This is a genomic window from Microcoleus pseudofavosus SVA1_A4, from assembly GCF_036700565.1.
Lineage (GTDB): Bacteria > Cyanobacteriota > Cyanobacteriia > Cyanobacteriales > Microcoleaceae > Microcoleus.
On sequence record NZ_JAUBPE010000084.1, the window covers coordinates 19765 to 32665 of the forward strand.

At 46.4% G+C, this 12901-nt stretch carries 11 protein-coding genes; 8 read left to right on the plus strand and 3 right to left on the minus strand.

What is annotated here, in order from left to right; all coding sequences use genetic code 11:
* Positions 1 to 9: 9 nt before the first annotated feature.
* The 4 genes from ispE to QUA02_RS27730 all read left to right on the plus strand — a co-directional run bounded on the left by ispE (position 10) and on the right by QUA02_RS27730 (position 3278).
* On the plus strand, positions 10 to 987 hold the full coding sequence (gene ispE, locus QUA02_RS27715) for a 4-(cytidine 5'-diphospho)-2-C-methyl-D-erythritol kinase (protein ID WP_333032612.1): 978 nt from the start codon (positions 10 to 12) through the stop codon (positions 985 to 987).
* 182 nt (positions 988 to 1169) lie between these two features.
* Positions 1170 to 1517 (plus strand): DUF3082 domain-containing protein, encoded by a 348-nt coding sequence (locus tag QUA02_RS27720; RefSeq protein WP_333032613.1) that lies wholly within the window; start codon positions 1170 to 1172, stop codon positions 1515 to 1517.
* A 75-nt stretch (positions 1518 to 1592) separates the two neighbouring features.
* Complete coding sequence (locus QUA02_RS27725) at positions 1593 to 2210, plus strand: DUF488 domain-containing protein (RefSeq protein ID WP_333032614.1); 618 nt, start codon at positions 1593 to 1595, stop codon at positions 2208 to 2210.
* 294 nt (positions 2211 to 2504) lie between these two features.
* A complete protein-coding gene (locus tag QUA02_RS27730) occupies positions 2505 to 3278 on the plus strand; it encodes a hypothetical protein (RefSeq protein WP_333032615.1) in 774 nt (257 codons plus the stop codon).
* A 109-nt stretch (positions 3279 to 3387) separates the two neighbouring features.
* Here QUA02_RS27730 and QUA02_RS27735 read toward each other — a convergent pair whose 3' ends face one another.
* Positions 3388 to 3585, minus strand: a complete 198-nt coding sequence (locus QUA02_RS27735; RefSeq protein ID WP_333032616.1) for a hypothetical protein — start codon at positions 3583 to 3585, stop codon at positions 3388 to 3390.
* Between the two features lie 92 nt (positions 3586 to 3677).
* Between QUA02_RS27735 and metH the strand changes: the two genes are divergently transcribed.
* The gene (metH, locus tag QUA02_RS27740; protein ID WP_333032617.1) at positions 3678 to 7241 is read left to right on the plus strand and encodes a methionine synthase; all 3564 of its coding nucleotides are present in this window, start codon (positions 3678 to 3680) and stop codon (positions 7239 to 7241) included.
* Positions 7242 to 7436: 195 nt separating this feature from the next.
* Here the strand turns inward: metH and QUA02_RS27745 are convergent, their stop codons facing one another.
* Together QUA02_RS27745 and QUA02_RS27750 are read right to left on the minus strand one after the other, a co-directional pair.
* On the minus strand, positions 7437 to 8060 hold the full coding sequence (locus QUA02_RS27745) for a hypothetical protein (protein WP_333032620.1): 624 nt from the start codon (positions 8058 to 8060) through the stop codon (positions 7437 to 7439).
* 250 nt (positions 8061 to 8310) lie between these two features.
* Positions 8311 to 8637, minus strand: coding sequence for a YbjQ family protein (locus QUA02_RS27750; RefSeq protein WP_332979744.1), 327 nt, complete (start codon positions 8635 to 8637; stop codon positions 8311 to 8313).
* A gap of 150 nt (positions 8638 to 8787) precedes the next feature.
* Between QUA02_RS27750 and QUA02_RS27755 the strand changes: the two genes are divergently transcribed.
* The 3 genes from QUA02_RS27755 (at position 8788) to crtO (ending at position 12763) form a co-directional block, all read left to right on the plus strand.
* Positions 8788 to 9891, plus strand: a complete 1104-nt coding sequence (locus QUA02_RS27755; protein ID WP_333032622.1) for a tetratricopeptide repeat protein — start codon at positions 8788 to 8790, stop codon at positions 9889 to 9891.
* A gap of 175 nt (positions 9892 to 10066) precedes the next feature.
* Positions 10067 to 10849 carry a class I SAM-dependent methyltransferase gene (locus QUA02_RS27760; protein WP_333032623.1) on the plus strand — a complete coding sequence of 261 codons (783 nt, stop codon included), beginning with the start codon at positions 10067 to 10069 and terminating at the stop codon, positions 10847 to 10849.
* 216 nt (positions 10850 to 11065) lie between these two features.
* The gene (gene crtO, locus QUA02_RS27765; protein WP_333032624.1) at positions 11066 to 12763 is read left to right on the plus strand and encodes a beta-carotene ketolase CrtO; all 1698 of its coding nucleotides are present in this window, start codon (positions 11066 to 11068) and stop codon (positions 12761 to 12763) included.
* Positions 12764 to 12901: the final 138 nt, after the last annotated feature.

Below are 12901 nucleotides of genomic sequence, written 5' to 3' on the forward strand. Positions count from 1 at the left end.
TAATCACCTATGCGTTCATATTCTCTGCTAGCTTCAGCAAAAATCAATCTGTATTTGGAAATCATAGGCGATCGCCCAGACGGATATCACGAACTGGCGATGGTACTTCAAAGCATAGATTTAGCCGATCGAATTGACTTGCGCGCGATCGGTACGGACACGATTCGCGTGCGCTGCGATCACCCGCAAGTCCCGCCGGATAAGAATAACCTCGCTTACCGGGCGGCGGATTTGTTGGCGAAGCAATTCCCCGATGCTTTGGCGAAATACGGCGGAGTCGAGATTGTCATTCACAAGCACATTCCGGTAGCTGCGGGGCTCGCCGGCGGTTCTGCAAATGCGGCTGCGGTTTTAGTCGGGATGGATTTGCTGTGGCAATTGGGACTTACTCACTCGGAGTTGCAAGAGTTGGGGGGAACTTTGGGTTCGGATGTGCCTTTTTGCATTGCTGGAGGTACGGCTTTGGCAACCGGTCGCGGGGACAAACTGTCGCCACTGCCTGATTTAGGGGGCTTTTATGTGGTGCTGGCGAAGTACCGCAATCTCAGTATTTCTACGGCCTGGGCGTATCAAACTTATCGCCAGCAGTTCAGTAGTTCCTATTGTGCAGCGGAAGATTTGGATTGTCGCCGGGAACGGCTGCATTCGGGGCCGATGGTGGGGGCGATCGCCCAAAAAGATCGATCGAAAGTTGGTCAATTGCTGCACAACGATTTAGAAAAAGTTGCCTTGCCCGTGTACCCGCAGGTGTTGCAGTTGCGGGAGGCTTTTGAGTCGGCGGGGGTTGTGGGCACGATGATGTCGGGTTCCGGGCCGACGGTGTTTGCGCTGGCGGAGTCTCCAGAGCAGGCTCAGCAAGTTTTAGAACGGGTTAAAAGTGCGATCGCTTCTCCAGATTTGGATTTTTGGGTAGCAAAGTTTAGCAATACGGGGATTCGGATTGTTTCAGAGGGAAATGATGTAAAAGCGCCGATTCCCAGGGTGTAAATCGAAGATGGTGCGATCGCAATCTGAGTTAAATGCGTCTAACAGGCGATTGTCAAGATGAATCTAACTTTGCGCAGAGTCTATTGAGATCGAAGAACTGATAAAATGCCATGAAACACGGATTTTAATTTTGGTGAATTAACCAGAAATCTAAAATCTAAAATCTAAAATCTAAAATCGCAATGGCTGATTTAACTAATCCTAATTCTAGTTCTCAACCTCCAAGTTCTGCTGAGGATGCTTTGCCGCCCAAGTCGCCGACGGTATTGCGGTGCCTGACTGGTTCGCTGATGGCGGGCACCTTTGCGGTACCTTTGTACGCGCTAACTATGTCGATCGCTCAAAGTTTTGCAAGTAAGCCAGTTCATTCCGACAATATTACTGCGATTAAAATTTCGGTAGCCGTGCGAACTTTGGTAGTAGGAATGGCTGCTTTGGGGACTGGTGTTTTTGCTATGGCGGCTGTGGGTTTGATGCTGCTGGCAGTGCAAATTTTGATTCAAAATTTGGTAAAAAAACCCACAGGTTGAAGTCTACAGGTTAAAACAATCGGGCTACACAAACTCTCGTCCGCAAGGCAAAGACTGAATAGCAAGATCGAAGCAATGGAATTATTTACGATCGGACACTCCAATCTGAGTATTGAAGCGTTTGTTTTGCTGTTGCAACAACACGGAATTACGGCGGTTGCGGACGTGCGATCGCATCCGTTCAGCCGTTATTTACCTCATTTTAATAAATCGGAAATTACAGCTTCTCTGTCAAGTGTCGGCATTCAATATGTTTTTTTAGGCAAAGAGTTGGGCGCGAGGCCGGAGGATTTAAGCTGTTACGATTCTAGCGGTAAAGCGTTATACGATCGCATAGCAGCAACTCCTCTATTTTCCGCAGGAATTCAGCGCTTGCTCAAGGGCGCAACCAATTATAAAATCAGTTTAATGTGTGCGGAAAAAGACCCGATTACTTGTCATCGGACTATTTTAGTTTGCCACACACTCAGAGAATTTAATTTACAAATTAATCACATTCTGTCAGATGGCAATTTAGAATCGCACCAGCATTTAGAAGAAAGACTTTTGAGCAAGTTTAACAAAGGCAAAACAAATAATGAGCCAATTCAGCTAAGATTGTTTGAATTAGAGCCTCAAGTAAAACAGGAAATAGTTGATTTAGAAACAGCTTATTATCGTCACGGATGGGAAATCGCTTATGTCAGCAAATAAAGCAATTAATTTATTTACAAAATCGGTCGCTGTTGGCGAATTTTGCTAAGCGAAAATGTTGACATTCCTGCACGCAAAACCTAATTATGTAGGGTGCGCATTGCATAGCTTACTGCTATAACTAGCACGTCAAACGATTTTTCGCATAAGTCCTGAACAACTTTTGACATCGCATACATTTATAAACTAAGGTACAGCCCTCCATGCCCAACCTATTTTTATAAATTTTGTTCGATTTTTAACGTTGTTCGTGCTATAATTCTGCGGGACTGTAGCAGAAAGGGGTGCTTTTTGATGAAAGCAGAATTTTATTTTGACTGTCACAGATATATTTGCAGTTTAGTTCAAGTTGATTTTGTCAAAGAATTAAAAATTAAAAATCATCAAGGTTTTGTTTTGGCTGTTAAGCAAGGAGAAAAGATTGGACTTTTGGGGAAAAGTCGCCATAATGCTAAACAAGTTGATGTATCTAAGCCGCATTTTTATAATGTAATTAAAGCGGCCATGAGCGCTTTGGAATTAGAAACTAAAAATGAGGTGATATTAGAGAGAAATCGAACTCTTGCTGATGCCGAAGAAATGATTCAGCAGCAAAACCGAGAAATTCGCCTTCTTAACGAACAGCTTAGAATGCTTGCGACTAAGGTTGAGGAATTGTCAAGGGAAAAGCAGCAGTTATCTATGCAGCTAGTAGAGAAGGAAATCAGAGAAACTGAAATTAATCAAGAAATTGATTTTCCTGCTTCGGAGGAATATTTAGTGGCGGCAGAAATTGAGCAGGGGATGGGAGAAGCTGAAATTCATGAAAAAGCTGAAATTCATGAAAAAATCGAAGAATTGTCGGTTCAAGCTTCTGGGTTAGCCGTGCAGTTAATCGCAAATCAACAGAATTCGGAGGAGATTGAGGAAGAGGAAGAAATCAGCGGGGGCGCTGTTAAAATGGTTGATTTAGAAATTATAGAAGAAGTAGAAGAAAATCTCAAACAAGTAGAAGTTCAAGGAGGCGAAAGGGAAATTAAGCGACTGCCTAAAAGACCTTCCAACAGAAAAATGAGAAAAAAATCTTAATGCTTTAGTTATATAGCAATCCTCGCATCATTTGTGAATTTATTACGGACTTCCAGCGGGTTCGGGGAGGGTTGGGGTGGGGTAAAATTTTACGAGTCATTTAGGATTGCTATATAACTCGTTTAATTGTGGCGATCGCATTTGCGTAAAATTCGTCAGCAGTTAAGCGAAAAAATCCCTCGCCGCCGATCGCCAGTTTTCCCCCCGCAGCCTCGCCCACAACAGAATTTTGACAATTATCCAGGGCGAGCGGTAAAATTAGAGGTACGAGCAAACTATTGTCAGCAGCATCAAATCCTTCAGTCATCAGCCGTTCCCCAACACTCACATAATTGTTGACAATATTGCACAATAGATAAACTTGTAAATATATAGCACCTACGTTTTTTTTGACCGCTTATGAATAGCAAATTCCTCGATCGACTCCACCACCCCTCGCGCCCCGTCATCGTCTTCGACGGCGCGATGGGAACCAACCTGCAAGTCCAAAACCTCACCGCAGAAGACTTTGGCGGCAAAGAATACGAAGGCTGCAACGAATATCTCGTCCACACCAAGCCGGAAGCCGTCGCCAACGTGCACCGGGGATTCCTCGAAGCAGGGGCCGATGTCATCGAAACCGACACCTTTGGCGGCGCTTCCATCGTACTCGCCGAATACGATTTAGCAGACAAAGCATATTATCTCAACAAAACAGCAGCCGAACTCGCTAAGGGTATCGCCGCCGAATTTTCCACGCCAGAAAAACCTCGATTTGTCGCAGGATCGATCGGGCCAGGCACCAAATTGCCAACATTAGGACACATCGATTTCGACACACTCACCGCCGCTTTTGCGGAACAAGCAGAAGGACTTTATGACGGCGGCGTTGACTTATTTATTGTCGAAACTTGTCAAGATGTGCTGCAAATTAAATCAGCATTAAATGCCATTGAAGAAGTATTTAAGAAAAAAGGTGCGCGAATTCCGTTAATGGTATCAGTCACAATGGAAGCTACCGGCACAATGTTAGTCGGTTCCGATATCAGCGCCGCCCTCGCAATTTTGCAGCCCTATCCCATAGATATCTTAGGCCTGAACTGCGCCACCGGACCCGATCGCATGGCCGAACACGTCAAATACCTTTCCCAACATTCACCCTTCGTCGTTTCCTGCGTTCCCAACGCCGGTTTACCCGAAAACATCGGCGGCCACGCGCACTACAAACTCACGCCAATAGAATTAAAAATGGCCTTGATGCGCTTTGTCGAAGACTTAGGCGTGCAAGTCATCGGCGGCTGCTGCGGCACCCGCTACGATCACATCCGCGAACTATCAGAAATTGGCAAAACTCTTAAACCCAAAATCCGCGAATTTACTTGGGAACCTTCCGCCGCTTCAATTTACACCGCCCAACCCTACGAACAAGAGAATTCCTTCTTAATTGTCGGCGAAAGACTCAACGCCAGCGGTTCCAAAAAATGCCGCGATTTGCTAAACGCTGAAGACTGGGACGGTTTAGTAGCAATGGCCAGGGAACAAGTGCGAGAAGGCGCGCACATTCTCGATGTCAACGTGGATTATGTCGGCCGCGACGGCGTGCGAGACATGAAAGAATTAGTTTCCCGCGTTGTGACTAATGCCACTCTCCCTTTAATGCTGGATTCCACCGAATGGGAAAAGATGGAAGCAGGCTTAAAAGTTGCGGGCGGCAAATGCTTGCTGAATTCTACTAACTACGAAGACGGAGAACCGCGTTTTTATCAAGTTTTGGAGTTGGCGAAAAAATACGGCGCGGGCATAGTTATCGGGACGATTGACGAAGACGGGATGGCCAGAACTGCCGACCAAAAATTTGCGATCGCCCAGCGTGCATATAACGCCGCCGTCGCCTACGGAATTCCCGCCGAGGAAATCTTTTTTGACACCCTAGCATTGCCAATTTCTACCGGGATTGAAGAAGACAGAAAAAATGGCAAAGCTACCATCGAATCCATCCGCCGCATTCGCCAAGAATTGCCAGGTTGTCACGTCATCTTAGGAGTTTCTAATATTTCCTTCGGTTTGAATCCGGCGGCGCGGCAAGTTTTGAATTCCATGTTTTTGCACGAAGCAATGCAAGCCGGGATGGACTCGGCAATTGTCAGCCCGAATAAGATTTTGCCGATCGCCAAAATCGACCCCAAACACCAAGAAATCTGCCGTAAACTGATTTACGACGAACGGGAGTTTGACGGCGATATTTGCGTTTACGACCCCTTGGGCGACCTGACAACGGTGTTTGCGGGCAAAACTACAAAGCGCGATCGGACAGAAGACGCAAACCTCCCCGTAGAACAACGTCTCAAGCAGCACATCATCGACGGCGAACGCATTGGACTCGATATCCAACTTGCCAAAGCATTAGAAACCTATCCGCCTCTCCACATTATCAATACTTTCCTATTAGACGGGATGAAAGTAGTCGGAGAATTGTTCGGTTCGGGACAAATGCAACTGCCATTTGTATTGCAGTCAGCAGAAACAATGAAAGCGGCAGTTGCCTATTTAGAACCGTACATGGAAAAGTCCGAATCCGGGGACAATGCCAAAGGAACATTCATCATTGCAACTGTCAAGGGCGACGTTCACGATATCGGCAAAAACTTAGTTGATATTATCCTATCAAACAACGGCTACCGAGTGATTAACTTGGGAATTAAACAGCCAGTTGATAACATAATTGATGCCTACGAAAAGCACAAAGCCGACTGTATAGCGATGAGTGGATTGCTGGTAAAATCCACCGCATTCATGAAAGAAAATCTGGAAGTATTCAACCAGAAAGGAATTACCGTTCCGGTAATTTTGGGCGGCGCGGCTTTGACTCCCAAGTTTGTGCATGAAGACTGCCAAAATACCTACAAAGGTAAAGTTGTTTACGGCAAAGATGCGTTTTCCGACTTGCATTTTATGGACAAACTTATGCCAGCAAAATCTGCTGGTAAATGGGAAGACTTGCAAGGGTTTTTAGATGAAACTGAAAATGGAAATGGGGCGGTTAAAAAAGCTGAAACTTCGCCAGCTACCGCTTTAGAAGATGCCAAAAAAGAAGAAGCCAAATCAGACATTCCGGCGGTGATAGATACCAAGCGATCCGAAGCAGTTTCAGCAGAGATCGATCGCCCGACTCCTCCTTTCTGGGGAACAAAACTGTTGCAGGGAGAAGATATCCCCTTTGAGGAGATTTTTTGGCACTTAGATTTGCAAGCCTTAGTTGCCGGTCAGTGGCAGTTCCGCAAGCCAAAAGACCAATCGCGGGAAGAATACGATGCTTTCTTAGCTGAGACAGTTTATCCGATATTGAAACAATGGAAACACAAAATCATCGCTGAAAAACTACTGCATCCGCAAGCAATTTACGGGTATTTTCCCTGTCAAGCTGAGGGAAATTCCCTGCATTTGTACGATCCGGAAATTATGAATGGTGGGCAAGATGTATCGACACCCGCAGCAACATGGATATTTCCGCGACAAAAATCGGCGCGCCGGCTGTGCATTGCCGACTTTTTCGCACCCAAAGAATCGGATAAAATCGATGTATTTCCGATGCAAGTAGCGACAGTGGGAGAGATTGCTACAGAGTACGCGCAAAAGCTATTTGCTAACAATCAATATACCGACTATCTCTACTTTCACGGGTTAGCGGTGCAGACGGCGGAAGCAATCGCAGAGTGGACTCACGCGCGAATTCGCCGGGAATTGGGATTTGGTAGCGAAGAACCGGACAACATTCGCGATATGCTGGCGCAAAGATATCGCGGTTCGCGGTACAGTTTCGGCTATCCCGCTTGTCCGAACATGGCGGATCAGTACAAGCAACTGGAATTGTTAAAGTGCGATCGTATCAACCTCTATATGGATGAAAGCGAACAACTTTATCCCGAACAATCAACCACCGCAATTATCACCTATCACCCAGCCGCCAAATACTTTGCTGCTTAATTTGTAGGGTGCGCCGCCCGCACATTCCTCAGTGAAAAATTATACTCGTTACCAGGCTCTGCCTCCACTTAAAAACCTGGAGGCAGAGCCTCCAGAAATGCGTTTTCTGGTAGAATCTGGGAACGAGAAACCAACAAAAAAGCACCTTAAAATAGTGCCTTAATGAATATGAACTTTCCTTGTCCGATCGAACTTTTACGAGTGATGCCGGGGAGTGCGCGCGCCCGCAGATGCTCCTACCATCGAAGCAACTAAACCCAATAGCGAGCCGAACAAAAACGACCAACCAGCTTTCGCAGCATTACCAGCAATATTGCGAGTATCCTGAGCAGATACGTTAGGCGCTTGGTTCGGCAAACTCACCCCGCTCTGCTGCGCTTGATTAATTGCTTCTCCTGCATTCGCAGCTATTACGCCAAAAGTACCGGCCACGCCATTTGCTAACAGCCAAGAGCCAATTGTTAATGTAGTAGCCCACAAAATGGCTCCATTTAAAAGCGCTGTGTTGCGATTCATCGGGCCGCAAGCGCGAGCAGTTACCCAACCGCCAACGCCCAAGCTAATTAACAAACTGATAATTGACCAAATTCCGACGCCGGTACCCACGTCCCCTGAAATACTGCGCGGAGCTCCTGAATTAGCAATGTTGCTCAACCCGATCGCAGCGCCCAATGCACTTAACACCAGTTGTGTGCCGATCGCAATTACCAAACCTGAAAAAATCGGGCCCCACCGCACTCGATCGTGGTATTCCATCACGGAATTCACCACCACGGGTTCGTTAACAACGTTATCTACAGGTCTATTTACGTATGACATAGTTTTTTCTTTCCTTTGAGACTTGCTTTAATTTTTAAGAATCTTTCACCTAAGCATTGATTCTGGCTGAGATTGATAGAAACTATATCTGCCTGGGGAAATAACCACTATCTATGTCTGAAGAAAGAAACGAAAAAGTCCTCAGCCCTCAGCCAGCAGCTATTAGCTAATGACCCATCGCTGATGACTGATGACTGATAACTATTTTATCCAGTTATAAAAGTTCGCGGATGTATAGAGCAAAGACTGCTTAACGCAATCTTACAGCCGTCCCAACGGCAGTAATCAGCAGCAAAGCCCCAGAAGTGTCTACATTAATCGTGCCTGTGTCAACTTCCACCCCGATTACGGCATTGGCACCCAGGCGCTGGGCCCGTTTTTCCAGTTCTGCGAGAGCATCTCGCTGTCCTTTGAGAAACACTTCCTCATAACTGCCGGTGCGCCCGCCGATGATGTCGCGAATGCCCGCGAAGAAATCTCGCAGGGCGTTGGTGCCGTAGACCACCTCAGCAGTTACAATTCCCAAGTAAGATTGAATTTCTGCTCCTTGGATGATATCAGTTGTTGTTACAATCATCAGTTGGCCTCAAATGCGAAAATTTTGAGTTGGTCGAGTTCTGTAGGTTTACTACATCTCGCCGTTCAAAAATTCCAGGCAAACCCTAAGCTGTCAGTTTGGCAAGCTGACAGCAGTTCGCTCTTTTATTCCACACTCTCTTTGAAACAAATGGCCGTCCACAAACAAAGTCTCTTGGTATTCAGTACGCTGTTAGTAGCAGGATTCGCTGTCGCAGCGCCGCAGATAGCGCTCTCAGCAGAAATCTCAGTTCAAGCTAAGCCTAAAAGTGATTCAAATTTAGATGCTTTGCTGCGGCAAGGACGCGAGTTGGTAGATTTAGGAGACTACAGTAAGGCGATCGCCATTTATCAGGAAGCGGCGCGTTTAGATACGGACAACCCTCGCATTTTTTCCGGTATTGGCTATTTAGAAGCGCGTCAGGGCAACTATCAAGCCTCAGTGCAATTTTACCAACAAGCGATCGGTCTCGAACCGAACAATGCTGACTTCCAATACGCCTTGGGATATGCTATGGCGAATTTGCAAAACTATCCCGCAGCAGCCACAGCTTACCGCCGCGCCGCTGCGCTCGATCGCAAAAATGTCAATGCCCGGATCGGTCTCGGAGTCGTGCTCTTTCAGCAAAAAGATTACAGCGGTTCTTTTAAAGCATACCAAGAGGCGATCGCCCTCGATCCGAAAAGTTGGCAAGCTTATTCTTCAATGGGCTTAATATTGATCCAGCAGGGAAATTTTACCAGTGCTGTCACCGTGCTCCAACAAGCAGCCCAACTCGCTCCCAAACAAGCCGGTGTCCAGTTAAAATTAGGTACTGCTTTGCTGCGGGGCGGCAACACTTCCGAAGGGCTAGCAGCTTTTGAAGAAGCAGCAAAATTGGAGCCTCGGAATCCAGAAGTGCAGTTACAAATTGGCGAACTTCTCAAAGCTCAAAACGACTTTGACGGAGCAATTGTAGCTTATCAGCGGGCTATTGCGGTGCGACCTAATTTAGTGGAAGCACACTCCGCGATCGGGGAAATTCAACTAGAAAAACAAGATTATTTAGGAGCGATTAGCACTTTTCGGCGAGTGATTGGGCTCGATCCAGACCGGGCGGAAGCTTATTACAATATGGGTAAGGCACTCAAAGCGCGCGATCGCAAATCCGAAGCAATTGAAGCTTTTCAACAAGCCCTGGACACTTACCGCCAGCAAGGAAACAATGATGGTGCTCAAAAAGCTGAGGCGGCGCTCCAGGAACTAAAGCAATGAGTAATTGGTAATGGGTAATTGGCAATGGGTAATTGATAATTACATCGTTCCCCTACAATAGATCCCGGAGGGCGGGTTTATGTGTTTCTTCAATTACCTCAAAGATCGCTGGTAAAACCCGCCCCTACATCTCTTGCAAACTGTCAAATGCCAATTCACAACTGACAACTGACTTATGAATTCAAGTGATTCTAGACCGCCGCTTTACGAAATGAATCCGCTAGGTCGATTTGACGATCGCGCCACCGATTATGTCAAGTACCGACCGAGTTATCCAGCCGCCGCGATTGATGCGATTTTAGAAGGACTTGGGGAACCTTCGCGGTTAGCAGCAGCAGATGTCGGTGCTGGAACGGGCATTTCTTCGCGTTTGTTAGCAGAAAGAGGCCTTCGAGTATTAGCAATCGAACCCAATGCCGAGATGAGACAAGCGGCTGAAATTCATCCTTTGGTAGAGTTTAGAGAAGCAACTTCCGAAGCAACTAATTTGTCTGAATCATCAATCGATTTAGTAACTTGCTTCCAGTCTTTCCACTGGTTCAATCCTGTTTTAACTTTACCCGAATTTCGGCGAATTCTCAAGCCGTCGGGAAGGTTGGCTGTAGTTTGGAATTTGCGCGACCGCACGGATGAATTGACACTATGCTACACCCAAATAGTCAAGACCGCTTCCAACAACCATCCTGCTGAAAAACGAGAGCGAGCGATAGAACCTCTGCTAACAAGTTCGGATTTTACTAATATCCAAAGCAGGGATTTTGTGAACAAACAAGATTTAGATTTACAAGGACTTATTGGACGGACTCAGAGTTCATCGTACATTCCGAACTCTGGGCCGCAATTGCAGCAACTTATCTCGGATTTGACCGAACTTTATGAAGCTCACTGCGGCAATAAAAGCTTTGTTTCTTTAGTTTACAAAACTCGGGTTTATCTGGTGGCTGTTTCAAATGCTTAAGATTCTTTTTAACCGCTTAGGAACGCGGGTTTATGTGATATAATCTAGGCGTAACTTTTGAAGCGGCGATCGCCGTTGAATATTTACTCTTAGGCTCCATCTTTTGTAAGATGCTAAAACACCTTCCTGAAGGTGAATCTATTTCTATTGATAGAGACTGCCAACTTGTTAACATTTGTAAAATAAGCAAAATATCCTGTCCCCAGAGCTTCATCTATGCAAACGTATGACGTGATTATCATCGGCGCCGGTCACAACGGACTGGTCTGCGCTTCTTATCTCCTCAAAGCCGGATATACCGTCCTTTTGTTAGAAAAACGTTCGGTTCCCGGCGGCGCGGCTACTACCGAAGCTGCGATTCCCGAATTGCCAGATTTTAAATTCAATTTGTGCGCGATCGACCACGAATTTATCCATTTAGGGCCAGTTGTAGAAGAACTAGAACTGGAAAAATACGGTTTAGAATATCTTTTCTGCGATCCCGTCGCCTTTTGTCCGCATCCCGATGGCAAATATTTCTTAGCGCACAAATCCGTAGAAAAAACTTGTGCAGAAATCGCCCGCTACAACGAGCGCGATGCTAAAAAATATGCGGAATATACAGACTTTTGGCAGCGGGCTTTAGGTGCAATGGTTCCGATGTTCAACGCGCCTCCCAAATCCATCATAGATATTGCAGGAAACTACGATATTGCCAAACTCAAAGATTTATTTTCAGTCATCGGTTCCCCCGACAAAACGCTGGACTTTATTCGCACGATGCTCACCAGCGCTGAAGACATTCTCAACGAGTGGTTTGACGAGGAATTTATCAAAGCACCCCTCGCAAGATTAGCCTCAGAACTCGGCGCGCCTCCTTCGCAAAAAACCCTTGCTGTAGGCGCAATTATGCTGGCAATGAGACACAATCCCGGCATGGCGAGGCCGCGCGGCGGAACGGGTGCATTAGTGCAAGCGCTGCTCAATTTAGTGAAAAGTTACTCGGGTGTGGTACTTACCGACCAGCACGTCGAGAAAATATTAGTTGATGACGGTCGCGCTGTGGGAGTTCGAGTTGCAGGCGGCACGGAATACCGCGCTACTAAAGGTGTCATTTCTAATATTGATGCGAAGCGTTTGTTTCTGCACTTAATGGATGACAGCGATGTCGATGCTGCTGACCCGAATTTGCGGCAAAGATTGGAGCGCAAAATTGTTAACAACAACGAGACTATTCTCAAAATAGACTTAGCTCTCAATGAAATGCCCAAGTTCGATCGCTGGAACCATCGAGATGAGTATTTAATGGGTTCTGTGTTGATTGCCGACTCGGTGAAACACGTTGAAATTGCCCACAGCGAGCCTTCAATCGGCAAAATTCCTGACTCCGATCCCTCGATGTATGTGGTGTTTCCGACGGTACGAGACCCGTCAATGGCTCCCCCAGGACACCATACAGCTTGGATTGAATTTTTTGCTCCTTACCAGATCGAAAATGCTGAAGGAACCGGCCAGCACGGTACGGGTTGGACGGATGAGCTCAAAAACAAAGTTGCCGATCGCTGCATCGATAAATTAGCAGAATATGCGCCCAATATCAAGAATTCCATTATCGGCCGCCGCGTAGAAAGTCCGGCGGAATTGGGAGAGCGTTTGGGCGCTTTGAAGGGGAATTATTACCACGTTGATATGACGCTGGATCAGATGATATTTTTCCGTCCTTTACCGGAGTTGGCGAATTACAAAACGCCGATCGACGGTTTGTTCCTCACCGGTGCGGGGACGCATCCGGGCGGCTCGATTTCGGGTATGCCGGGACGCAATACCGCTCGCGTTTTCATGCACTCGCAGCAGCCGATCGCGCAAACTTTGGCAGATGCGGCTAATTCTCTGAAATCGACGGCTAAGTCAGTATTTCGCAGTAATGAGAAGTAAGATTTTTAGCAACCGCAGATGAATGCAGATAAACGCAGATGAATCCCATCTGTGTTTATTTGTAAGCTGCTACGCAGCTAAACCGGATAAAATAGCATTGCCTTTATTTTTGATTTTTCGATCCCATTTAATAACCAT

Excerpts from the sequence above, each read along its gene's own strand:
- ispE (WP_333032612.1), top strand. The coding sequence starts at position 10 with ATGCGTTCATATTCTCTGCTAGCTTCAGCAAAAATCAATCTGTATTTG.
- QUA02_RS27720 (WP_333032613.1), top strand. The coding sequence starts at position 1,170 with ATGGCTGATTTAACTAATCCTAATTCTAGTTCTCAACCTCCAAGTTCT.
- QUA02_RS27725 (WP_333032614.1), top strand. The coding sequence starts at position 1,593 with ATGGAATTATTTACGATCGGACACTCCAATCTGAGTATTGAAGCGTTT.
- QUA02_RS27730 (WP_333032615.1), top strand. The coding sequence starts at position 2,505 with ATGAAAGCAGAATTTTATTTTGACTGTCACAGATATATTTGCAGTTTA.
- QUA02_RS27735 (WP_333032616.1), bottom strand. The coding sequence starts at position 3,585 with ATGACTGAAGGATTTGATGCTGCTGACAATAGTTTGCTCGTACCTCTA.
- metH (WP_333032617.1), top strand. The coding sequence starts at position 3,678 with ATGAATAGCAAATTCCTCGATCGACTCCACCACCCCTCGCGCCCCGTC.
- QUA02_RS27745 (WP_333032620.1), bottom strand. The coding sequence starts at position 8,060 with ATGTCATACGTAAATAGACCTGTAGATAACGTTGTTAACGAACCCGTG.
- QUA02_RS27750 (WP_332979744.1), bottom strand. The coding sequence starts at position 8,637 with ATGATTGTAACAACAACTGATATCATCCAAGGAGCAGAAATTCAATCT.
- QUA02_RS27755 (WP_333032622.1), top strand. The coding sequence starts at position 8,788 with ATGGCCGTCCACAAACAAAGTCTCTTGGTATTCAGTACGCTGTTAGTA.
- QUA02_RS27760 (WP_333032623.1), top strand. The coding sequence starts at position 10,067 with ATGAATTCAAGTGATTCTAGACCGCCGCTTTACGAAATGAATCCGCTA.
- crtO (WP_333032624.1), top strand. The coding sequence starts at position 11,066 with ATGCAAACGTATGACGTGATTATCATCGGCGCCGGTCACAACGGACTG.